This window comes from Bradyrhizobium genosp. A (assembly GCF_049949275.1).
Lineage (GTDB): Bacteria > Pseudomonadota > Alphaproteobacteria > Rhizobiales > Xanthobacteraceae > Bradyrhizobium.
This window is the reverse complement of record NZ_CP188196.1, coordinates 40810-63268: the sequence shown is the minus strand read 5'-3', so window position 1 is coordinate 63268 and position 22459 is coordinate 40810. Positions and strand designations below refer to the sequence as shown.

The 22459-nt window shown below is 64.1% G+C and carries 20 protein-coding genes; 5 read left to right on the top strand and 15 right to left on the bottom strand.

The features are described 5' to 3' along the window. Positions 1–142 precede the first annotated feature (142 nt). Complete coding sequence (irrA, locus tag ACP2YP_RS00270; protein WP_426421674.1) at positions 143–634, bottom strand: iron response transcriptional regulator IrrA; 492 nt, start codon at positions 632–634, stop codon at positions 143–145. A gap of 347 nt (positions 635–981) precedes the next feature. On the opposite strand from irrA, the gene fabA reads away from it, so the two are divergent. The 3 genes from fabA to fabI all read left to right on the top strand — a co-directional run bounded on the left by fabA (position 982) and on the right by fabI (position 3711). Next, positions 982–1503, top strand: a complete 522-nt coding sequence (gene fabA, locus ACP2YP_RS00265; RefSeq protein ID WP_426421673.1) for a bifunctional 3-hydroxydecanoyl-ACP dehydratase/trans-2-decenoyl-ACP isomerase — start codon at positions 982–984, stop codon at positions 1501–1503. 39 nt (positions 1504–1542) lie between these two features. Beyond that, positions 1543–2766, top strand: coding sequence for a beta-ketoacyl-ACP synthase I (fabB, locus tag ACP2YP_RS00260; protein ID WP_426421672.1), 1224 nt, complete (start codon positions 1543–1545; stop codon positions 2764–2766). Between the two features lie 144 nt (positions 2767–2910). After that, entirely contained in the window at positions 2911–3711 is an 801-nt protein-coding gene (gene fabI, locus ACP2YP_RS00255; protein ID WP_426421671.1) for an enoyl-ACP reductase FabI, read from the top strand. Between the two features lie 108 nt (positions 3712–3819). Here fabI and ACP2YP_RS00250 read toward each other — a convergent pair whose 3' ends face one another. Genes ACP2YP_RS00250 through ACP2YP_RS00240 form a run of 3 tightly spaced genes read right to left on the bottom strand, consistent with a single transcriptional unit; the run spans position 3820 to position 5811 of the window. Further along, positions 3820–4416 carry a glutathione S-transferase family protein gene (locus ACP2YP_RS00250; protein ID WP_426421670.1) on the bottom strand — a complete coding sequence of 199 codons (597 nt, stop codon included), beginning with the start codon at positions 4414–4416 and terminating at the stop codon, positions 3820–3822. After that, positions 4413–4877, bottom strand: coding sequence for a GNAT family N-acetyltransferase (locus tag ACP2YP_RS00245; protein WP_426421669.1), 465 nt, complete (start codon positions 4875–4877; stop codon positions 4413–4415). The genes ACP2YP_RS00250 and ACP2YP_RS00245 overlap by 4 nt, the downstream gene beginning before the upstream one ends. Before the next feature lie 7 nt (positions 4878–4884). Beyond that, entirely contained in the window at positions 4885–5811 is a 927-nt protein-coding gene (locus tag ACP2YP_RS00240) for a LysR substrate-binding domain-containing protein (RefSeq protein ID WP_426421668.1), read from the bottom strand. 114 nt (positions 5812–5925) lie between these two features. Here ACP2YP_RS00240 and katG point away from each other — a divergent pair, with 114 nt between their 5' ends. Next, positions 5926–8091: a catalase/peroxidase HPI gene (gene katG, locus ACP2YP_RS00235; RefSeq protein ID WP_426421667.1), complete on the top strand. Its 2166-nt coding sequence runs from the start codon at positions 5926–5928 to the stop codon at positions 8089–8091. Positions 8092–8298: 207 nt separating this feature from the next. Here the strand turns inward: katG and pnp are convergent, their stop codons facing one another. The 8 genes from pnp to rimP all read right to left on the bottom strand — a co-directional run bounded on the left by pnp (position 8299) and on the right by rimP (position 18633). Then, entirely contained in the window at positions 8299–10455 is a 2157-nt protein-coding gene (gene pnp / locus ACP2YP_RS00230) for a polyribonucleotide nucleotidyltransferase (protein WP_426421666.1), read from the bottom strand. 377 nt (positions 10456–10832) lie between these two features. Continuing rightward, the gene (gene rpsO, locus ACP2YP_RS00225) at positions 10833–11102 is read right to left on the bottom strand and encodes a 30S ribosomal protein S15 (protein WP_426421665.1); all 270 of its coding nucleotides are present in this window, start codon (positions 11100–11102) and stop codon (positions 10833–10835) included. A 2-nt stretch (positions 11103–11104) separates the two neighbouring features. Continuing rightward, on the bottom strand, positions 11105–12223 hold the full coding sequence (gene truB / locus ACP2YP_RS00220; RefSeq protein ID WP_426421664.1) for a tRNA pseudouridine(55) synthase TruB: 1119 nt from the start codon (positions 12221–12223) through the stop codon (positions 11105–11107). Then, on the bottom strand, positions 12220–12651 hold the full coding sequence (gene rbfA / locus ACP2YP_RS00215) for a 30S ribosome-binding factor RbfA (protein ID WP_426421663.1): 432 nt from the start codon (positions 12649–12651) through the stop codon (positions 12220–12222). Before rbfA ends, truB begins: the two co-directional genes overlap by 4 nt. A 157-nt stretch (positions 12652–12808) precedes the next feature. After that, positions 12809–15487, bottom strand: coding sequence for a translation initiation factor IF-2 (gene infB / locus ACP2YP_RS00210; protein WP_426421662.1), 2679 nt, complete (start codon positions 15485–15487; stop codon positions 12809–12811). Between the two features lie 70 nt (positions 15488–15557). After that, entirely contained in the window at positions 15558–16241 is a 684-nt protein-coding gene (locus ACP2YP_RS00205; protein ID WP_426421661.1) for an RNA-binding protein, read from the bottom strand. Positions 16242–16264: 23 nt separating this feature from the next. Beyond that, positions 16265–17875 (bottom strand): transcription termination factor NusA, encoded by a 1611-nt coding sequence (nusA, locus tag ACP2YP_RS00200; protein WP_426421660.1) that lies wholly within the window; start codon positions 17873–17875, stop codon positions 16265–16267. Positions 17876–17877: 2 nt separating this feature from the next. Continuing rightward, positions 17878–18633: a ribosome maturation factor RimP gene (rimP, locus tag ACP2YP_RS00195; protein ID WP_426421659.1), complete on the bottom strand. Its 756-nt coding sequence runs from the start codon at positions 18631–18633 to the stop codon at positions 17878–17880. A 358-nt stretch (positions 18634–18991) separates the two neighbouring features. Here rimP and ACP2YP_RS00190 point away from each other — a divergent pair, with 358 nt between their 5' ends. Beyond that, positions 18992–20074, top strand: coding sequence for a DUF2336 domain-containing protein (locus ACP2YP_RS00190; RefSeq protein ID WP_426421658.1), 1083 nt, complete (start codon positions 18992–18994; stop codon positions 20072–20074). Here ACP2YP_RS00190 and trmB read toward each other — a convergent pair. The 3 genes from trmB to ACP2YP_RS00175 form a co-directional block, all read right to left on the bottom strand. Continuing rightward, positions 20071–20781 (bottom strand): tRNA (guanosine(46)-N7)-methyltransferase TrmB, encoded by a 711-nt coding sequence (gene trmB / locus ACP2YP_RS00185; RefSeq protein ID WP_426421657.1) that lies wholly within the window; start codon positions 20779–20781, stop codon positions 20071–20073. The genes ACP2YP_RS00190 and trmB overlap by 4 nt on opposite strands. Next, entirely contained in the window at positions 20778–21935 is a 1158-nt protein-coding gene (locus ACP2YP_RS00180) for a M20 family metallopeptidase (RefSeq protein ID WP_426426437.1), read from the bottom strand. Before ACP2YP_RS00180 ends, trmB begins: the two co-directional genes overlap by 4 nt. An 85-nt stretch (positions 21936–22020) precedes the next feature. Next, the gene (locus ACP2YP_RS00175; RefSeq protein ID WP_426421656.1) at positions 22021–22434 is read right to left on the bottom strand and encodes a helix-turn-helix domain-containing protein; all 414 of its coding nucleotides are present in this window, start codon (positions 22432–22434) and stop codon (positions 22021–22023) included. Positions 22435–22459 lie beyond the last annotated feature (25 nt).

The window sequence follows — 22459 nt, the reverse complement described above, 5'->3', positions numbered from 1 at the left end:
GCCGCAGGTAGAAGCAAAGCTGCTGCCTCAGCGTCATGCCCGGGCTTGTCCCGGGCATCCACGAGCTTCCTAGCGGGCCAAAAACGTGGATGGCCGGGACAAGCCCGGCCATGACGATCAAATTGGCAGTTGAGGATCGATCTCAGCGCTTCTTGCGCAGGCGCACGACCATGTCGATGCGCGCGATCTCGTAGCCTTCCGGCACCTCCGGCATCTTGGACAGCGCCAGATGCGGATCCTCGATATCGACCAGCTCGTGGCTGTTCTCGAGATAATAGTGATGGTGCGTGGTGACGTTGGTGTCGAAATAGGTCTTGGTGCCGTCGACGCTGACCTGGCGCAGCAGGCCGGCATCGGTCAGCTGGTTCAGCGTGTTGTAGACGGTCGCGAGCGAGACCGGGACCTTGGCCAGCGTCGCTTCCTCGTAGAGCATTTCAGCGGTGAGGTGGCGTGCACCCTTACCGAACAGCAGCCAGCCGAGAGCCATCCGCTGACGCGTCGGGCGCAGGCCGGCAGACTGGAGCATTTCATTGACGTCGTGCCAGGGGCAGCCGGTCAAGGCCGGCTGGCGGCCGGACTGAAGGGCCGTGACATGGGCGTCTTCGTCGCGATGAGTGGCGCTGTTTTCGCTCATTTCCAGAATTCGGGCACGCGTGAACACTATCTATTTGCAATATATGGACAGATAGATGCAGATGCAAGTTTCTCGCAACTAGAGCGGTTCTAATCAGCCAAGGAACCAGGCCCGGTCCCGGTCATTTTACCTTCATGTGATCGCTTTGCTACCCGAAAAGGCCTGTGTTAGAGAGCGCGCGGTTCCGCTTAACCGATTTTGGCGCAGCCGGGCATTGAGGCCCGGCCCGCAGTCGATCCGGCTCGGATTTGCGCCTGACGACGTCAATTGGCGTTGCTTTCCGAACGAAACGGGGCCCATTTTTGCCAGAAACGCCGCTCAATCGGGGTTCAAACAGAGGCTTCCGCATGCTGAACAGGCGCAACGGTTACGAATACGAAGATCTGCTGGCATGTGCCCGCGGCGAGATGTTCGGCCCGGGCAATGCCCAGCTGCCGCTGCCCCCGATGCTCATGTTCGACCGCATCACGGAAATCAGCGAGAATGGCGGCGAGTACGGCAAGGGCGTGGTGCGCGCCGAGCTCGACGTGAAATCCGACCTCTGGTTCTTCGGCTGCCACTTCAAGAACGATCCCGTGATGCCCGGCTGCCTCGGCCTCGATGCGCTGTGGCAAATGGTCGGCTTTTATCTGGGCTGGACCGGGGGCGAAGGTCGTGGCCGCGCGCTTGGCTTGAACGAATTAAAGTTCAGTGGCCAGGTGCTGCCCGAGGCCCGCAAGGTTGTGTACAACGTCGATATCAAGCGCATGATGCGCTCAAAGCTCGTGCTCGGCATTGCCGACGGATGGCTTTCGGTCGACGACCAGATTATTTATCGCGCCAAGGACCTGAAGGTCGGCCTGTTCAAGCAGGGCACGAGCCTGAGCTAAGCGCATCACCAAGAAGACAACGATTAAGGCGAGGCTGTCATGAGGCGGGTTGTGGTCACCGGGATGGGTATCGTCTCGTCGATCGGAAACAACACCCAGGAAGTGCTTGCGAGCCTTCACGAGGCGAAGTCGGGTATTTCGCGGGCTGAGAAATATGCCGAGCTCGGCTTCCGTTCGCAGGTGCAAGGTGCGCCGACGCTCGATCCTGCGACGGTGGTCGACCGCCGCGCGATGCGCTTCCTCGGTCAGGGCGCGGCGTGGAATCACGTCGCGATGGAGCAGGCGATCCAGGACTCCGGTCTGTCGCCTGACGAAGTCTCCAACATCCGCACCGGCATCATCATGGGCTCCGGCGGTCCCTCGGCGCGCACCATCGTCGAGTCCGCCGACATCACCCGCACCAAGGGACCGAAGCGCGTCGGTCCGTTTGCAGTGCCGAAGGCGATGTCGTCCACGGCGTCGGCGACGCTCGCGACCTGGTTCAAGATCAAGGGCGTGAACTATTCGATCTCCTCGGCCTGCGCGACGTCGAACCATTGCGTCGGCAACGCCTATGAGACGATCCAGATCGGCAAGCAGGACGTCATCTTCGCCGGCGGCTGCGAGGAGCTCGACTGGTCGCTGTCGGTGCTGTTCGACGCCATGGGCGCGATGTCCTCGAAGTACAACGACACGCCCGCCACCGCCTCGCGTCCCTATGACGTCAACCGCGACGGCTTCGTCATCGCCGGCGGTGCCGGTGTGCTGGTGCTGGAAGAGCTTGAGCATGCCAAGGCACGCGGCGCGCGCATCTACGGCGAGATCGTCGGCTACGGCGCGACCTCGGACGGCTACGACATGGTCGCGCCGTCAGGCGAGGGCGCCGAGCGCTGCATGCGCATGGCGATGTCGACGGTGAAGACCAAGGTCGACTACATCAATCCGCACGCCACCTCGACGCCAGCCGGCGATCCGCCGGAGATCGACGCACTGCGCCGTGTGTTCGGCGCCGGCGAGAAGTGCCCGCCGATCTCGGCGACGAAGGCGCTGACCGGCCACTCGCTGGGCGCGACCGGCGTGCAGGAAGCGATCTACTCGCTGCTGATGATGAACAACGGTTTCATCTGCGAGAGCGCGCACATCCAGGAGCTCGATCCCGTGTTCGCTGACATGCCGATCGTGCGCAAGCGCATCGACAACGTCAAAATCGGCACCGTGCTGTCGAACTCCTTCGGCTTCGGCGGCACCAACGCCACGCTGGTGTTCAGCCGGTTGGATGTGTGACGCTGCTATCCTCATGGACGCGCCGTTGATTTTCTCGTCATGGCCGGGCTTGTCCCGGCCATCCACGTCTTCGCCTCAGGTTCGGAAGGGCGTGGATGCCCGGGACGAGCCCGGGCATGACGAAGAGTGGAGAGTGATTGCGAGATGCAGGAACTGATGAAGGGCAAGCGCGGTCTGATCATGGGCATCGCCAATGATCATTCGATCGCCTGGGGCATGGCGAAGACGCTGCATGCCCATGGCGCCGAGCTTGCCTTCACCTTCCAGGGCGAGGCCCTCGGCAAGCGCGTCAAGCCGCTTGCGGAGCAGCTCGGCGTGGAATTTGTGCTGCCGTGCGACGTCGAGGACATCGCCAGCGTCGATGCCACCTTCGCCGTGCTGCGTGAAAAATGGGGCAAGCTCGACTTCGTCATCCACGCGATCGGCTTTGCCGACAAGAACGAGCTGAAGGGCCGCTACGCCGACACCAGCCGCGAGAATTTTTCGCGCACCATGGTGATCTCCTGCTTCTCGTTCACGGAGGTCGCAAAGCGCGCCGCCGAGCTGATGACGGAGGGCGGCAGCATGATCACGCTGACATTCGGCGCCTCGGAGCGATCGATGCCGAATTACAACGTGATGGGCGTGGCCAAGGCGGCGCTGGAAGCCTCGGTACGCTATCTCGCTTCCGATTTCGGACCGCGCGGCATCCGCGTCAACGCGATCTCCGCCGGCCCCATCCGCACGCTCGCCGGCTCCGGCATCGGCGAGGCGCGCGCGATGTTCGCTTTCATGCAAAAGCATTCGCCGCTCCGTCGCGGTGTCACCCTCGACGAGCTCGGTGGCTCGGCGCTGTATCTGCTGTCGGATCTCTCCGGCGGCGTGACAGGCGAAATCCACTATGTCGACTCCGGCTACAACACCGTTCTGATGCCGAGGCCGGATGATTTGAAGGCGTCTGAGTAGGACGCCGTAGGGTGGGCAAAAGAGCGCAAGCGACGTGCCCACCATCTCTCAACAATTGCGATGCGGATGGTGGGCACGCTTCGCTTTGCCCACCCTACGGGAGTTGGTTTAGCCCGCAGCGATTTTCTCTGCGCGCTGGAATGCCGGCCGCGTCATGCAGCGCGCGATATAGGCATCGAAGGCCGGGCGCGACGGCACCATCTTGAACAGGCGCACTGCGAAATTCAGGCCGGAGCCGATCGTGATGTCGGCCGCAGAAAATTCCTCGCCGAGGATCCACGGCCCCTTTTCGAGCGCAGCCTCCAATACGTCGAAGACCTGCGTCGCGCTGCCCCAGGCCGCGGTTGAGGTCGGCACCTCGATCTTGGTGAAGATCTGGATGATCGCCGGCTCGATGCAGCTCGGCGAAAAGAACAGCCATTGCAGATAGCGCGCGCGGCGCGGGTCGGTCACGTCAGGCGCGAGCTTGGTCTCGGGATAGCGGTCGGCGATATAGGCGCAGATCGCGGCAGCTTCGCCGAGCGCGGCATCGCCGTCGGCGAGCGCCGGCACCTTGCCCATCGGATTGACCTTCAGATAGTCCGGCGCCTTCTGCGCGCCGGTCGAAATATCGGTCAGCACGCGCTCATAGGGCAGGCCGCTCTCTTCCATCAGCCAGAGCGTCGAGAACGAGCGCGAGCGGGGCGACCAATAGAGCTTGATCATGGCGCATTTCCTTTGTTCTTCCAACGGTAGCACTTCATCATGAAGCCGGTCGTCGAGGCGATCTCTTCCTTCTCGAACACAAAACCTTCGCGTTCGTACCGGCGCCAGGCCTTTTCGTTCTCGCGCACGCAGTGCAGGTAAATCTCGTCCGGCAATTGCGTTCGCGCGAAGGTGAGCAATTGGCGACCAAGCGATTTGCCTTGATAGGCCGGCGCCACGAAAAGCTGGTTGAGATAGAATTTTGGCAGATGTAGCGCCAGCATGGCGGCGATCGTGCCGTCGTCGTCAGCGACGAACAAGCTCACGCCGTCCTCGATCTCGCGCCGCAGACGCGCGCGCAGATTGGCAAGCAGGAAGTTGCTCGCCTCGGCGAGTCCGGTTGAGACCCAGCTCTCCATCCAGACACGGGCGATCTCGTCATATTCGCCGGCGCGCGCTGGGCGGATGACCGGTTGTGACATCGGGACCTCAGGCCCGCTGGTTGCGCGGAGCCTGCCGCGGGCGTGCCTTGCCGGCCGACAGGCACACCACCTCGGAGATCTGAAGCAGCTGCCGCGCCAGCGGGCTGGTCTTGCGCCAGACCATGCCGATGGTGCGCGAGGGCTCGGGGTCGCGGAATCGCGACAGCGAGACCGAGGCCGATCGCGTCTCCACCGACACTGCCATCTCCGGAATCAGGGTGACACCGATGCCGGCGCTGACCATCTGGACCAATGTCGACAGCGAGTTCGCATCCAGCATTTCGCGCGGTGGCGCCGACTGCATGTTGCAGAACGACAGCGCCTGGTCGCGGAAACAATGGCCCTCTTCCAGCAGCAACAGCCGCATCTCGCGCATCATCTCGCGCGACGGCACCGGTGTGCCCGCATCCGAGCCCGGCCGCACCAGCAGGAATTTTTCCTCGAACAGGGCGACCTCGGTGAGCGAGGGTTCGGAGACCGGCAGCGCGACGATGGCGGTGTCGAGCCGGCCCTCGACCAGTTCCTGGATCAGCCGCGGCGTCATGGTCTCGCGCACCCGGATGTCGAGCTCCGGATGCATGCGCGTGAGGTTCTTGGTGATCTTGGGCAGCAGATACGGTGCGATCGTCGGGATCATGCCGATGCGCAGCCGGCCCGCGAAACGGTCCTGCGAGGCGCGAGCAAAATCGCCGAGCTCATCGACCGAGCGGAGGATGTCCCGGACGCGCTGTGCGAGCTCCTCGCCAAACCGGGTCAGCGCGACCTGTCGGGCGCTGCGCTCCAGCAGCAGGCCGCCGAGCGCTTCCTCCAGTTCCTTGATCTGCATCGACAGCGCCGGCTGCGAGATGGAGCAGGACTCCGCGGCGCGGCCGAAATGACCATGGCGCGCCAACGCGTCAAAATACCGCAGCTGGCGCAGCGTTATGTTGATCATCAGAAAATCCTATCGCAGCGATCATTAAAGTCAACTTCCCCTGATCGAACGCGACGCTTAGAGTGGTTTGACCTGGTCAATGGCGCGAGTGCGACGCCACCAGAGGAGGTATTCATGGACGACACTTCGAAGTGCCCGTTTTCGGGCGGAAAACCCACGCCGGTGAACCGCGACTGGTGGCCCACCCAGCTCAGCATCGAGATGCTGCACAAGAATTCCGGCCTCTCCGATCCGATGGGCGAGGCGTTCGACTACGCCAAGGAGTTCAAGACGCTCGACCTGAACGCGGTCATCAAGGACCTGACCGCTCTGATGACGGATTCGCAGGAATGGTGGCCGGCGGACTTCGGTCACTACGGCGGTCTCATGATCCGCATGGCCTGGCACAGCGCGGGCACCTACCGCATCACCGACGGCCGCGGTGGCGCCGGCGCCGGTCAGCAGCGTTTCGCTCCACTCAACAGCTGGCCCGACAACGCCAACCTCGACAAGGCGCGCCGGCTGCTCTGGCCGATCAAGCAGAAATACGGCCGCAAGATTTCCTGGGCCGATCTGATGGTGCTCGCCGGCAACGTCGCACTGGAGTCGATGGGCTTCAAGACCTTCGGCTTTGCCGGTGGTCGCGCCGACGTCTGGGAGCCGGAAGAGCTCTATTGGGGTCCCGAAGGCACGTGGCTGGGCGATGAGCGCTACAGCGGCGAACGCCAGCTCGCCGAGCCGCTCGGCGCGGTGCAGATGGGCCTCATCTATGTCAATCCGGAAGGCCCGAACGGCAAGCCGGATCCGGTCGCCGCGGCCAAGGACATCCGCGAGACCTTCTTCCGCATGGCGATGAACGACGAAGAGACCGTCGCGCTGATCGCGGGCGGTCATTCTTTTGGCAAGACCCATGGCGCCGGCGATCCGTCGCTGGTCGGACCGGAGCCGGAAGCGGGCGCGCCGGAAGATCAGGGCCTGGGCTGGAAGAGCAAGTACGGCACGGGCCTGGCGGGGGATTCGATCACCAGCGGTCTCGAGGTGACCTGGACGACGACGCCGACGAAGTGGAGCAACAATTTCTTCGAGAACCTGTTCAACTACGAATGGGAACTGACGAAGAGCCCGGGCGGTGCGAACCAGTGGACCGCCAAGGGCGCCGACGCGATCATTCCGGATCCGTTCGACAAGTCGAAGAAGCATCGGCCGACGATGCTGACGACCGACCTCTCGCTGCGCATGGATCCGGCCTATGAGAAGATCTCGCGGCGCTTCTACGAGCATCCCGATCAGTTCGCGGACGCGTTTGCCCGCGCCTGGTTCAAGCTCACCCACCGCGACATGGGTCCGATCGTGCGCTACCTCGGCCCGCTGGTGCCGAAGGAGACGTTGATCTGGCAGGATCCGATTCCGAAGGTCGACCACGAGCTGGTCAACGATCAGGACGCGGCTGCGCTGAAGACCAAGATCCTGGCTTCGGGTCTCTCGGTGTCGGAGCTGGTCTCGACCGCCTGGGCGTCGGCCTCGACGTTCCGCGGCTCGGACAAGCGCGGCGGCGCCAACGGCGCGCGCATCCGTCTTGCCCCGCAGAAGGACTGGGAGGTGAACCAGCCGGCCCAGCTCTCCAAGGTGCTCGGCAAGCTCGAAGCGATCCAGAAGGACTTCAACGCGTCGGCAGGCGCCAAGAGGGTCTCGCTCGCCGATTTGATCGTGCTCGGCGGTTCTGCCGCGGTCGAGAAGGCCGCGAAGGATTCCGGCGTCGACGTCAAGGTCGCGTTCACGCCGGGCCGCATGGATGCTTCGCAGGAGCAGACCGATGCTGCCTCTTTCGCACCGCTGGAGCCGCGGGCCGATGGTTTCCGCAACTACGTCGGCAAGCGGCAGCAGTTCCTGCAGCAGGAGGAAGCCCTCGTCGATCGCGCGCAGCTTCTGAAGCTTACGGGGCCCGAGATGACGGTGCTCGTCGGTGGCCTGCGTGTGCTCGGTGCCAATGCGAACGGTTCGAAGCACGGCGTCTTCACCGCCAAGGTGGGCACTCTGAGCAACGACTTCTTCGTCAACCTGCTCGACATGAGCACGCAGTGGGCGCCGGCTGCTGACGGCTCCTACGAGGGCCGTGACCGCAAGACCAATGCGGTGAAGTGGACCGGCACACGCGCCGATCTGATCTTCGGCTCGCACTCGCAGCTCCGCGCCTTCGCCGAGGTCTATGCCTTGTCGGACGCGAAGGAGAAGTTCGTCAAGGACTTCGCCAGGGCCTGGACCAAGGTGATGAACCTCGACCGGTTCGACCTCGCGGCCTGAGGTCTTGCTTCACCTCTCCCGCTCGCGGGAGAGGTCGAAGGCGCGGGTGAGGGCTCTCGCCTCGTTGGGAGTCTCTCTGAGGAAGCACCCTCTCCCCAGCCCTCTCCCGCAAGCGGGAGAGGGAGCGCAGCTCTCCCGGAGCCAACACACAAACAAAAAGGGCGGCCGCGAGGCCGCCCTTCGTGTTTCTGATGTGGTGCGGAGCGATTACTCGCCGGCCGCTTCGCGCGGAGCCTTCTCGCCCTCGCCGCCCTTGCCTTCGAGGTCTTCGCCGGTGGTCTGGTCGACAACCTTCATCGAGAGGCGGGTCTTGCCGCGATCGTCGAAGCCGAGCAGCTTGACCTTGACCTTGTCGCCTTCCTTGACGACGTCGGAGGTCTTCTGCACGCGCGCCGAAGCGAGCTGGCTGATGTGGACGAGACCGTCCTTGGAGCCGAAGAAGTTCACGAAGGCGCCGAACTCCATCACCTTGACGACGGTACCGTCATAGATCTGGCCGACTTCCGGATCGGAAGCGATCGACTTGATCCACTTGATCGCGGCCTTCATCGCCTCGCCGTCCGAGGAGGCGACCTTCACGGTGCCGTCGTCCTCGATGTTGACCTTGGCGCCGGTCTTCTCGACGATCTCGCGGATCACCTTGCCGCCGGTGCCGATCACTTCGCGGATCTTGTCGGTGGCGATCTTGAAGGTCTCGATGCGCGGCGCGTATTCGCCGAGCTCGGCGCGGGCGTTGGTGAGCGCCTTGGCCATTTCGCCGAGGATGTGGATACGACCATCCTTGGCCTGGGCCAGCGCCACCTTCATGATTTCTTCGGTGATGCCCTCGATCTTGATGTCCATCTGGAGCGAGGTGATGCCCGCTTCCGTACCGGCGACCTTGAAGTCCATGTCGCCGAGATGGTCTTCGTCACCGAGGATGTCCGAGAGAACCGCGAAGCGCTTGTCTTCGAGGATCAGGCCCATCGCGATGCCCGCGGTCGGCCGCTTCAACGGCACGCCGGCATCCATCAGCGCGAGTGAAGCACCGCAGACCGAAGCCATCGAGGACGAACCGTTCGATTCGGTGATCTCCGACACCACGCGCGTGGTGTAGGGGAACTCGTGATGCGGCGGCAGCACCGGGTGGATCGCGCGCCAGGCAAGCTTGCCGTGGCCGATCTCGCGGCGCTTGGTGCCGCCGAGGCGACCGGTCTCACCGACCGAGTAGGGAGGGAAGTTGTAGTGCAGCAGGAACGTCTCTTTGTACGTTCCCGACAGCGCGTCGATATACTGCTCGTCCTCGCCGGTGCCGAGCGTGGTCACGACGATCGCCTGGGTCTCGCCGCGGGTGAACAGCGCCGAACCGTGAGCGCGTGGCAGCACGCCGACTTCGGCGACGATGTTGCGAACGGTCTTCGAGTCACGGCCGTCGATGCGCTTGCCGGTGTCGAGGATGTTCCAGCGAACGATCTTGGCCTCGAGCTCCTTGAACACGCCGCCGATGCGCAGCTTGTCGTATTTCGGCTCCTGCCCTTCGGGGAAGTAGTGGGCAATCACCTTTTCCTTGACCTTGCCGACCGCGGCGTAGCGATCCTGCTTGACCGGAATGGCGTAGGCGGCGCGCAGCTCCTGCTCGACCAGGCCGAGCATTTCCTTCTCAAGCGCGGAATTGTCGATGACGGTGACTTCGCGCGGCTCCTTGGCGGCCTTCTCGGCGAGCTCAATGATCGCGTTGATGACCGGCTGGAAGTGGCGGTGACCGAACATCACGGCGCCGAGCATGATGTCTTCGTTCAGTTCCTTGGCTTCCGATTCTACCATCAGCACGGCGTCGGCGGTGCCGGCGACGACGAGGTCGAGCTGGGTGTCGACCATCTCGTCAAGCGTTGGGTTGAGGATGAACTCGTCATTGGCGAAGCCGACGCGGGCAGCACCGATCGGGCCCTTGAAGGGCGCGCCGGACAGGGTCAGCGCGGCCGAGGAGGCCACCAGCGCGACGATGTCGGGATCGTTCTCCATGTCGTGCGACAGCACGGTGGCGATCACCTGGGTCTCGTTGCGCCAGCCGTCGACGAACAGCGGACGGATCGGACGGTCGATCAGGCGGGAGACCAGCGTCTCCTTCTCGGTCGGACGGCCCTCGCGCTTGAAATAGCCGCCAGGAATGCGGCCGGCTGCATAGGTCTTTTCCTGGTAGTCGACGGTCAGCGGCAGGAAGTCGACGCCTTCACGCGGCGCCTTCGCCGCGACGACGGTGGCGAGCACCACGGTCTCGCCATAGGTGGCGATGACGGCGCCGTCGGCCTGGCGTGCGATCTTGCCGGTTTCGAGCTTGAGAGGGCGTCCGCCCCAGTCGATCTCGACTGAATGCTTATTGAACATAGAGGTCTTCTTTCATGGGTTCTCGAAAGAAGGGACGGCTCGAAAAACAAAAACCATGTCAAGATTGCAGGACGCTGATCGGAGCGAGCGATCAGCGTCCTGCGATCCTGCCATGGTTTTTGGATGTCGGATGGCGTCCATCCTTTCGGGTCATACGGGCACCTTGCCCGTTGCGCCCAGCCGCCGGATTGCTGCTGGACTGTCAGTCGGCACGAGCGCGAACACCGAATCGCGGTCTTCGCTCAGCATGCCTCGGATGCGAAGCATCATTGGCTTGCACCCGACGTGCGCGTGAGCCTCGATCAAAAACCTTAAAATAAGCGCTTTCGCTCGAAATCACGCGCAAAAACGCGCGCCGGTGGCGCGCGCAAGAACTCTTAACGACGAATGTTGTGCTTCTCGAGCAGCGCCTTGTACCGCGCCTCGTCCCGCTTCTTCAGGTAGTCGAGGAGCGAACGGCGGGTCGAGACCAGCTTCAAGAGGCCGCGACGCGAATGGTTGTCCTTCACGTGGGTCTTGAAATGGCTGGTGAGGTTGTTGATGCGTTCCGACAGGATCGCGACCTGAACCTCCGGCGAGCCGGTGTCGCCGACCTTGTTTGCATTCGTCTTGATGACTTCCGCTTTGCGTTCTGCGGCAATCGACATCGTCAATTTCTCTCGTTGCGACCGGTTGAGGCAGTCAGGCCGGTCAGGTTGAACACACGCTTGGGGATGATTTCGCCATTGCCAACTTCGGCAAGCGCCAAAAGACGGCCTGCCACCGTGACATAGACTGTGCCGCTACCAGTGGGCGCATCCCGTCCGCGCAACAAAACGGCTTGGCCCCGGTGGAGCCTTGCCGCATCAGCCCGAGTGACGGCCAGTGCCGGGATGTCGTCCAGCGCGGTCTCAACGGGCATCAGCGCGTCGGCGAGGCTTCCCTCGCCGGACGCGGCTCTATCGCACAAAGCCTCCAGCTGATCCAGCGGAATCATGTCGTTTTCGCCAAATGGGCCGACCAGGGTCCGCCGCAGCGCGCAGATATGGCCGAAAGTGCCGAGAATCCGGCCCATATCGCGGGCGATCGCCCGGACATAGGTGCCCTTGCCGCACTCGGCTTCGAACACGGTCCGGTCGTTATCTGGTTGATCCACAAGGTTTAAATGGTGAATCTCGACCGGGCGGGGCGCCAGTTCCACGATCTCGCCGTCGCGGGCAAGGTCATAGGCCCGCTCGCCCTGGACCTTGATCGCCGAATAGCGCGGCGGGACCTGCTCGATCACCCCGGTGAAACGGGGCAGCAGGGCCAGAATGGCGTCCCGGGTCGGGCGCTGGTCCGAGGTCGCGGTCGCCTGGCCCTCGATGTCGTCGGTGTCGCGCTCCTCGCCCCAGCACACGGTGAAGCGGTAGCGCTTGCGGCCGTCCATGACGAAGGGAACGGTCTTGGTGGCTTCGCCGAGCGCGATCGGCAGGCCGCCCGAGGCGAGCGGGTCGAGCGTGCCGGCGTGGCCCGCGCGCTTGGCGTTGAACAGGCGCTTGAGCACGGCGACCGCCTGTGTCGAGGTCATCCCGATCGGCTTGTCGAGCACGACCCAGCCGTGCACGTCGCGCCGGTCGCGGCGTGGCTGATGACCCTTCTGCTTGTTGGCACGCGGATCGTTGTTGACGCGACGCGCCTCCTGATGCGGCTGAGCATCACCGCCGACGTCTGCAAAACTATTTTTCTGCATGTCGCGCATATCGGGCTCGTCGCTGCCGATCGTGCCGTGAGCCGGGTCCATCATCATTGTTCTTCTTCCCGATCCGAGTCCGGATCCTGTTCCAGGTCCTTCTGCACCGCGGGTGTTCGCAAAAGCTTCTCGATCCGTTCCGCTTCGTCGAATCGTTCGTCGACGCGGAAGCGAAGATCAGGTGCAAATTTCAGGTTAACGCGCCGCGCGACTTCGCCGCGCAGGAATTTCTTGTTGCGCTCGAGCGCAGCGATGACGAGCTCGGTGTCGCGGCCACCGAGTGGCATCACGTAGACTGTCGCGAGCTTCAGGTCGGGCGACATCCGCACCTCCGGCACGGTGATGATGTGACCTTCGAGGTCCGCATCATGCACGCTGCCTTGCGCCAGAATATCGGCTATCGCGTGGCGAACCTGCTCGCCGACGCGCAGCTGACGCTGCGAGCCGCCGGGCGCGGAACTCTTTTTCTGATGATGGCGCGGCATAGTCGGAAATCACCTCGTCATGCCCGCGTTTGGGACACGAGCATTGTCATTTGTCCTGTCGGAGCGAATGAGGCGTGGATGGCCGGAAAAAATCCGGCCATCGCACTCCCCGCAATTTCAGTTCAAAAAGATCCGGGCGCTTCGGTAAGATTTGGACTTACAGGGAGCGCTGAATCGTCTCCACGCGATAACACTCGATCACGTCACCGGCACGCATGTCGTGATAGTTCTCGAAGGCCATGCCGCATTCCTGACCGGACTGGACTTCCTTCACTTCGTCCTTGAAGCGCTTCAGCGTCGACAGCTTGCCTTCGTGCACGACGACGTTGTCGCGGATCAGGCGCACATTGGCGCCGCGTTCCACGGTGCCGTCGGTGACGCGGCAGCCGGCGACCTTGCCGACCTTGGAGATGTTGAAGATCTCCAGGATCGAAGCATTACCCAGCATGGTCTCGCGCAAGGTCGGCGCGAGCAGACCGCTCATCGCCTTCTTCACGTCGTCCACGAGGTCGTAGATGATGTTGTAGTAGCGGATCTCGATGCCGTTGCGCTTGGCGGCCGCAGCCGCCTCCTTGTTCGCTCGAACCGAGAAGCCGATGATCGCGGCGTTGAAACCTTCCGCGAGCGTCACGTCCGATTCCGAAATGCCGCCGACGCCTGCATGCAGGATGCGGGCGGCGACTTCGTCGGTGCCGAGCTTCTCCAGCGAGCCGAGGATCGCTTCCAGCGAGCCCTGCACGTCGGCCTTGATGATCAGCGGGAATTCCTTGCGGCCCGCCGTCTTCAACTGCGACATCATCTGCTCGAGCGAGCCGCGCATGCCGGAGATCGAGGCCGCCGCGTTCTCGCGCTTCTGGTGCGCGCGGTAGCTGGTGACCTGACGGGCGCGGGCTTCGTTCTCGACCACCGCGAGACGATCGCCGGCTTCCGGCGGACCGTTGAAGCCGAGCACTTCGACCGGCACCGAGGGACCGGCTTCCTGAACCGTCTCGCCCTGATCCGAGATCAGCGCGCGGACGCGGCCCATTTCGGCGCCGGCGACGATGATGTCGCCGACACGGAGCGTGCCGCGCTGGACCAGCACGGTCGCGACCGGACCGCGGCCGCGATCGAGCTTGGCTTCGATCACGGTGCCTTCGGCCGGACGCTCCGAATTGGTCTTCAGATCGAGGATCTCGGCCTGCAGCGCGATCATCTCGAGCAGCTTGTCGAGATTGGTCTTGTTCTTGGCGGACACTTCGACGTCGACGACGTCGCCGCCGAAGGATTCCACCTGCACCTCGTGCTGGAGCAGCTCGGTGCGCACGCGCTCGGGCTTGGCATCGGGCTTATCGATCTTGTTGATGGCAACAATGATCGGCACGCGTGCCGCCTTGGCGTGGTTGATGGCTTCGATCGTCTGCGGCATGACGCCGTCATCGGCCGCAACCACCAGCACGACGATGTCGGTGACCTTGGCGCCGCGGGCGCGCATCGCGGTGAACGCGGCGTGGCCGGGCGTGTCGATGAAGGTGATCGTCTTGCCGCTCTCGGGCGACACCACCTGGTAGGCGCCGATATGCTGGGTGATGCCGCCGGCTTCGCCGGAGACAACATTGGCATGGCGGAGCGCGTCGAGCAGCGAGGTCTTGCCGTGGTCGACGTGACCCATCACGGTCACGACCGGCGAACGCGTCTCGGTGTCGTTGGAATCGTCGACGGCGTCGAACAGGCCCTCTTCAACGTCGGACGCGGCGACGCGCTTGACGGTGTGACCGAGCTCTTCGGCGATCAGTTGCGCGGTGTCGGCGTCGATCACGTCGGTGATCTTGTGCATCGCGCCCTGCTTCATCAGCATGCGGATGACATCGACCGCGCGTTCGGCCATGCGGTTGGCGAGTTCCTGGATGGTGATCGCTTCCGGAATGATCACCTCGCGGATGAGCTTTTCCTTCGGCTCGTTGGCGGCGTGGCCCTTCAGGCGCTGGGTGCGGCGACGGAACGAGGCGATCGAGCGCTCGCGAACCTCGTCGGCATTGAGCGCGGTGACGACCGTCAGGCGGCCGCGCTCCTTCTGCGGGCCGGGCTTGTGGGTCGGCTTGGGGGCGACCACTGGACGCGCGGCGCCGCCGGGACCACGGCGGATCTGGCGCGGACCATCATCCTCGTCGGGACCGGCCGCAACGCCGGGGGCGCGTGCCGGCGGGCCGGCCGGCCGCGCCGTGGTGGTCGCCGGGCGAGCGGTCGTCGCCGCAGGACGCGTCGTGGTCGTCGCGGGGCGCGGAGCGCTGGTTGCTGGGGCGGCTGCCGCGGGACGCGCGGCTGATGCCGACTGCTCGCCTTCGCCAAAGCGTTTCTTGGCTTCAGTCTCGGCCTTGCGCTTGGCCTCGTCCTCGTGACGGTGGCGCTCTTCCTCGGCCTTGCGGCGGGACTCGGCGGCTTCGCGCTCGGTGCGTTCGGCGGCCTCGCGAACGGAGCGGCGCTGGGCCTCTTCCTCGGCGTGGCGACGCTCTTCGACTTCGCGCACCTTGGCATCGGCCAGCGCGCTGGCGCGGGCGGAACGTTCGTCCTCGGTCAGCGTACGCAGCACCACACCGGAGCCGGCGTTACGCTGCGGCGCCGGGCGTGAAGGGGCGGGCGCAGGTGCAGCCGGCGCCGGCTTTGCAACAACCGTGGGGGCCTGCGGCTCAGGGCTGCCGTCGATACGGCGCTTGCCGCGCTTCTCGACCACGACCTGCTTGCTGCGGCCATGGCTGAAGCTCTGGCGCACAGTGCCCGTTTCGACGCGCGGCTTGAGCGATAGCGTCTTGCTCGGAACGCTCAGCTTCTTGTCGTCAGGGGTCTTGGTATCAACCATTCAGCAGTCCTAATCCTGATTTGTCAGTGTTGTGCGTTGCCGCACCGTCCAATCGGGTCGTCATTGTCTCTCAGAAATCCTGGCCGGGCTTTTCGGCAGTCTTGTCAGCGTCCGCCATCCGGTATCGGACCAGCATCTGGCTACGTGACAGGAATGACTTGCTCGCCGGGCCCGCGAGCAGGGCAGCATGTATCACATTTGACCGGGTAAGTGCCAAATCCAATTCTATCGATTTCAGTGCGGCGACGACGGGAATCGGCGGCTGGACACCGCGATTTCCGTCATTTTGCCGCGCCAGCATGTCCAATTTGCGGATTCCGTCCGCGGCCCCGTCGCTGGCATGGATCAGGACCTCGACCGTGCCTTCCCGCAGGGCGCTCTCGACCTTGCCGAAACCGGCGACGATCTGCCTCGCCTTGGCGGCGATCCCAATGGCTTCGGTCACGCTCCGAACCAGGAGCGCCTCGATGTCGGCGGGAAGCGTCGGGGGAATGCGCAGGTCGCGCTTGAAGGCTTTGGTAAATTGGTGACGACGGACGGCTTCCGCAACCACCTGTCGCGACGCCGTGACCCACATGCCCCGTCCGGGCAGCTTGCGCTTCAGATCGGGAACTATGTCGCCTTGCGGCGATACGACGAAGCGGATCAGCTCGTCGATCGGCCGGACCTCGCGGCTGACCGTGCACATACGCATGGTCGCGGACCTTTCGGTCCGCGGTCCATGGTCGAGTTCGGGGTCAGTATCGGTGAGCATCCGGGCGACATTCTCCTTTGCCCTTAAGCCGGCTGATCTTCGGCCGCCTCAGCCTCTTCGGCCGGCTTGGCGAGGTCAGCCTCGGTGATCCAGCCGGCCTTGACGCGGGCCTGCATGATCATGGCTTCCGCATCGTCGCGGGAGACGCCGAGACCGTCGAGCGCGCCGGCGAATTTGGTCTGCTCGCCGCCTTCCTTGCGCTCGGTCCAGCCGACCAGATCGTCGGTGGCGCAGCCGGCGAGGTCCTCGACCGACTTGATGTCGTTCTCGCCGAACTTCACCAGCATCTTCGAGGTGACGCCGGGCACGTCCTTCACGGCGTCCTCGACGCCGAGTTCCTTGCGGCGGGCCTCGATCTCGGCTTCCTGCTGATCGAGATATTCGCGGGCGCGGTTCTGGAGTTCCTGTGCGGTCTCTTCGTCGAAACCTTCGATCCCGGCGAGCTCCTTGAGGTCCACCATCGCGAGTTCCTCGACCGAGGTGAAGCCTTCGGACGCGAGCAGCTGGCCGACCACCTCGTCGACATTGAGCGATTCCATGAAGACACGGGTGGAGTTCTCGAAGTCGGCCTGGCGGCGCTCCGATTCCTCCTGCTCGGTCAGGATGTCGATGTCCCAGCCGGTGAGCTGCGAGGCAAGGCGGACGTTCTGGCCGCGACGGCCGATCGCCAGCGAGAGCTGGTTGTTGGTGTCGGGCACCACGACCTCGATGCGCTCGCGGTCTTCGTCGATGACGACCTTGGAGACTTCCGCCGGCGCCAGCGCGTTGACCACGAAGGTCGCGATGTCGGGCGACCAGGGAATGATGTCGATCTTCTCGCCCTGCAGTTCGTTCACGACGGCCTGCACGCGTGAGCCGCGCATACCGACGCAGGCGCCGACCGGATCGACCGAGGAATCGCGGGAAATCACGCCGATTTTCGCGCGCGAGCCCGGATCGCGGGCGACCGCCTTGATCTCGACGATACCGTCGTAGATTTCTGGCACTTCCTGCGCGAACAGTTTTGCCATGAACTGCGGATGGGTGCGGGACAGGAATATCTGCGGACCGCGGGTCTCGCGGCGGACGTCGAAGATATAGGCGCGGACGCGGTCGCCGTTGCGGAACACTTCGCGCGGCAACATCTCGTCGCGGCGGATGATGGCTTCACCGCGGCCGAGATCGACGATGACGCTGCCATATTCGACGCGCTTGACGACGCCGTTGACGATGTCGCCGATGCGGTCCTTGAATTCCTGATATTGCCGGTCGCGCTCGGCCTCGCGCACCTTCTGCACGATCACCTGCTTGGCCGACTGCGCGGCGATGCGGCCGTATTCCAGCGGCGGCAGGGTGTCGGCGATGGTGTCGCCGACCTGGGCGCCGGGGTTGGCGCGCTGCGCGTCGACCAGCGAGATCTGGTTGGAATGGTTTTCGACCTTGTCGACCACCAGCATGTGGCGCGACAGCCGCAGCTCGCCCTTCTTCGGGTCGATCTCGGCATGAACGTCAGTCTCGCTGCCGTAACGGGCCCGCGCCGCCTTGGCGATGGCATCTTCCATCGCCGCGATGACGATGCCGCGGTCGATCGATTTCTCGCGGGCGACGGCGTCGGCGATCTGGAGCAATTCAAGTCGATTGGCGCTGACTGCCATGGCTAGTCTCCTTCGTCAGGCTCGATCTCGCCGCGTCGCGCGCGTTCGGCGGCAAGGCGATGTTTCTTCGTATTGGTCGGGGCCGGCTTCTTTTTCGGCTTGGTGTTCTTGGTGGTCTTCGCACTGATCTCCGCGTGCGGTGCCGGCGGCGGCGCGATGCCGAGATCGCGGCGCATCTGGCGCTCCTCGGCCTTGCCGCGGCGCATCGATTCCGCGATCAGCTCATCGGTCAGCACCAGTCGTGCCTCGCCGATATCTTCCATCGTCAGGAGCACGTCAGCAGCGTCGTTCGGCTTGGCGTCGTCGCGATGCAGATGCACGCGATCGCCTTCGACGGCACCGAGTGTGCCACGGAACCGCTTGCGGCCCTCATGGGCGACGGCCATGTCAATCTTCACCAGATACCCGGAATAGCGCTCGAAATCGGAGCGGCGCACCAGCGGGCGGTCAATCCCCGGCGAGGAGATTTCCAGCCGGTAGGCGCGATCGATGGGGTCGGCGACGTCGAGCACGGGCGACAGGGCCCGCGAGATCGCCTCGCAATCCTCGAGCTGCATCGAGCCGTCCGGCCGCTCGGCCATGATCTGCACGGTGCAGCCGGCTTCCCCGGAAATGCGGATCCGCACCAGGCGGTAACCCATGCCCTCGAGCACTGGCGCCGCGACCGCAGACACCCGTGCTGCCGCGCCCGGCTCGACCACGAGCCTCGGCTCGGCCAGCAACTCGGCATCGGTGGAACCAGTGTTCGGTTCGGTCATAGCAGGGGTCAAGGCGCTCGATGGTTAAGGCTTGGTTAAAACGTCAAAGCCCGTTTCGGAACTTTCCCGACAGATCGTCGGGCGCATCTTCCGCCAAGCCGCGTTCAGGTAATAAAAAAGAGCGGGTCCTTTCGGGCCCACTCTCACTACGCGGATTGTATGAGAAGATGAATTGGCGCTGATATAGCGCTTTCTACCCGCCCGGACAAGGCCCATCGCAGCCGGATGCGGGCTTTTTGCGCCACGGCCGGCAGCGCCGGAGCAACGCTTCCTTCATGAAGCGGGCCTAAATTTCGCGGTTGTGGGGCGGCTTGAGCCTATGGCGCGCCCACGGCGTGCCAGATTCGAGTTGCGTTTCATGACCGTTGCCACGTCGCTCATTCCCGGACTGGACGATATCGTCAAACGCGGTGATCCCCGGCGTCGTGGCGAGATCGCGAGCGCCATCGCCGCGCTGTTCTTTCAGGACGCCGCAAGACTCAGTCCCGAGCTCGTCGATCTCTTCGACAATCTCCTGATCGATCTCGTCCCGCATGCGGAGCTTGCCTCCCGCGTCGATCTCGCCGAGCGCTTCTCGCGGCTGGGCAATGCACCGCCTCATCTGGTCGGCCAACTCGCGCGCGAAAACGAAATCCTGGTGGCGGGCCCGGTGCTGCGCCGATCGCCCGTGCTCGATGAAGCTGCGCTCGTCGAGATCGCCCGGCTGAAGGGCCAGGGCCATCTGCTGGCGATGACGGAACGGCCGACCCTGTCGACCGAGATCACCGACGTGCTGGTCGAGCGCGGCGATCGCGACGTGGTGCGTCGTGCCGCCGGCAATGCCGGTGCGGCCTTCTCGCCGGGTGGCTATTCGGAGCTGATCAAGCGCGCGAGCCAGGATGGCGTGCTGACCCTCAAGATCGGCCAGCGCGAAGATCTCTCCGGCGAGCACCTCAAAGAACTCCTGGACGGCACGCTCGATGTCATTCGCCGTCGCCTGTCCAGCGTGGTAAATCCGACGCGCCAGGTCGAGATCAAGCGCGCCATGGCTTCGATCGAGGAAGCCGCGCTGCCGCCCGGCCCGCGGCGCGATTTCTCCGCCGCGCAACGTACGGTGCTTGGCCTGCATCGCGGCGGCCATCTCGGCGAAAGCGCGCTGCTTGGTTTTGCCAAGGCGCACAAATACGAGGAATCGGTCGCCACGCTCTCGGCGATGGCCGGCGTCAGGCTTTCGATGCTCGATCGCCTGATCGCGGGCGACCGCTACGACCCGATTCTGATCCTCGGACGGGTCCTGAATCTCGGTTGGCCCACGGTGCGCGCGCTGATCCTGATGTGGTACGGGCCGCATCGCATGCCGGCCGATGCCGATCTCGAGCAAGCGCGCGTGAACTTCACGCGCCTGATGCCGACGACGGCAGAACGCGTCGTGAAATTCTGGCGCAACCGGCAGACGATCTAGAGTCGTTTGAATCGCAGGTATGCCGCCTTGCGCCCTTCGCGCGCGGCTTTTCGTCCATAGCGCGTCATGGTGTAGCCGGCCCAGGGCTGACGAAAATCATCGGCGCGTTCCGCAAGCCACTGAAAATCCGGCGCGCGCGCAAGATGCGACAGCGTCCAGGCGCAGTAATCGTCGATATCGCAGACGAAGCGGAATTCACCGCCCGGCTTCAGCACGCGCGCCATTGCGACGATCGTCCGGTCCTGAACGAAGCGCCGCTTCCAGTGCCGCCGCTTCGGCCAGGGATCGGGATGGATCAGATCGATCCGCGACAGCGACGCGTCCGGCAGCCAGGCCAGCAGTTCGGCGGCATCGCCGGCGAACAGGCGGATGTTGGCGATATTCGCGGCCTCGATCTGCGCGAGGATCTTTGCCATGCCGTTGACATAGGGCTCGCAGCCGATGAAGCCGGTCGTCGTGAAGTTCTGTGCTTCCGCCGCGAGATGCTCGCCGCCGCCGAAGCCGATCTCGAGCCGTACGTCTTCGGCTGCGGGATCGAAGATCTCAGCGGCGCTCGCCGGCCTCTCCGTCGTGATGTCGAGCGAAATATGTGGCAGCAGATGATCGACCAGTTCGGCCTGGTGCTGTCGTAGCTTGTGACCCTTGCGCCGTCCGAAGAAGGCGCGCTCGCCGTCCGCGCGATCGGGATCTGATTTGCGCTCGCTCATCGCAGCGTCTGGTACAGGCGATGGAGCAGCCGCGCGCGCGGTTCGAGCGATGAGACGTAGAGCTGCTCATAATGGGTGTGCGCGCCCTTGCCGTCGACGCCGAGCCCGTCGAGCGTACCGGTATACGGCGCGGTGAAATTGCCGTCCGAGCCGCCGCCGGTGTGGGTATCGATCAGCTCGAAGCCGATCTCCGCGGCCAGCGTCTTCGCATGCTCGTACAGCGAGGCGCCCGCACTGCCCTTCTCATAGGGCGGACGGTTGAGCTCGCCGGTGACGGTGACGGTCACGCCGTCGGTCTTCGATGTCAGCCCAAGAATCTTGCCGACGAACTCTTCCGCATCGTTGATACCAGGCACGCGCAAATCGACTTCGGCATAGGCCTCTTCCGGCGTGACGTTGGGCCGCGTGCCGCCGCGCACCACGCCGACATTGACGGTGACGCCGCGCTTCAGATCGTTCATCCCTTCCAGCGTCTGGATGACGTTGGCGAGTTCGCGCACGGCGCTGCGGCCGTCTTCGGGCCGCGAGCCGGCATGTGCGGGCACGCCCTTGATGTAAATCTTGAATCGCCCGACGCCCTTGCGTCCGGTGACGATCTTGCCGCCGTCGCGCGCGGGTTCCGTCACCAGCACGTATTTGGCCTTGCGTCCTTCCGCCTCGATGAGCGTGCGCGAGGTCGGGCTGCCGATCTCCTCGTCGGAGGTGAACATGTGGGTGATGCCGAGCGGCGGGCGCTCGGGTGCAGCGCAAAGCTCGCGGAAGGCGTGATAGGCGATGTAGGCGCCGCCCTTCATGTCGTAGATGCCAGGACCGAACGCGCTGTTGCCTTCGACCTTGAACGGCAGGCGCGCGATGAAGCCCATGGGATGAACGGTATCGAGATGGCTGAGCACCAGGATACCGGGTCGGTCCTGGCCCCAGGTCGAACGCACCACGAGATGATCGCCGCAGCCATCGACCCCGGCGACGCGTTCGAGCGTGACGGGTAGATCGCGATAATGGTCGGCAACCATCGAGGTCAGCTTGTTGACCTGCTCGGGCACTTCCGTCGGCGTCTCGATCTCCACCCAGCGGCGGATACCATCGAGGATAGTTTTGGAATCGAACGAATTGGATCTCGCCATGGACGTATCTGTGCCTTCGAATCGCATCATCTCGGCGGAGGCAACGCGCAGCGCACCCGCAAATGACGACATAGGCCAGATTTGGCGCAGTCTCAAATCGGAATGAAGTGGCGCGTCAGCGCTTGTCCGGGCCTTCGCGAGCGGCGATCTGCTCGACGAGATCGACGATCGAACGGCGCAGCTTCGAATCGGCGATTCGGGTGAACGCCCTGGTCAGCGCCAGCCCTTCCGATGTCGCGAGGAAGTCGGAGACATAAGAGGGCGATGCACCTTCCGCGAAGCCGTCGGGGCCGGCCATACCACTCGGTCCGCCCTCGAACAGGAACGACACCGGCACCTGCAGAATCTCCGCAATCTGCTGGATTCGGCTGGCGCCGACGCGGTTCGTGCCCTTCTCGTACTTCTGAATCTGCTGGAAAGTCAGGCCCAAAGCTTCACCGAGCTTCTCCTGACTCATGCCCAACATGATGCGGCGCATGCGCACGCGACTGCCGACATATTTGTCAACAGGGTTGGGCGCTTTCGACATTTCCTCAGCCCTCCAAACACCACCG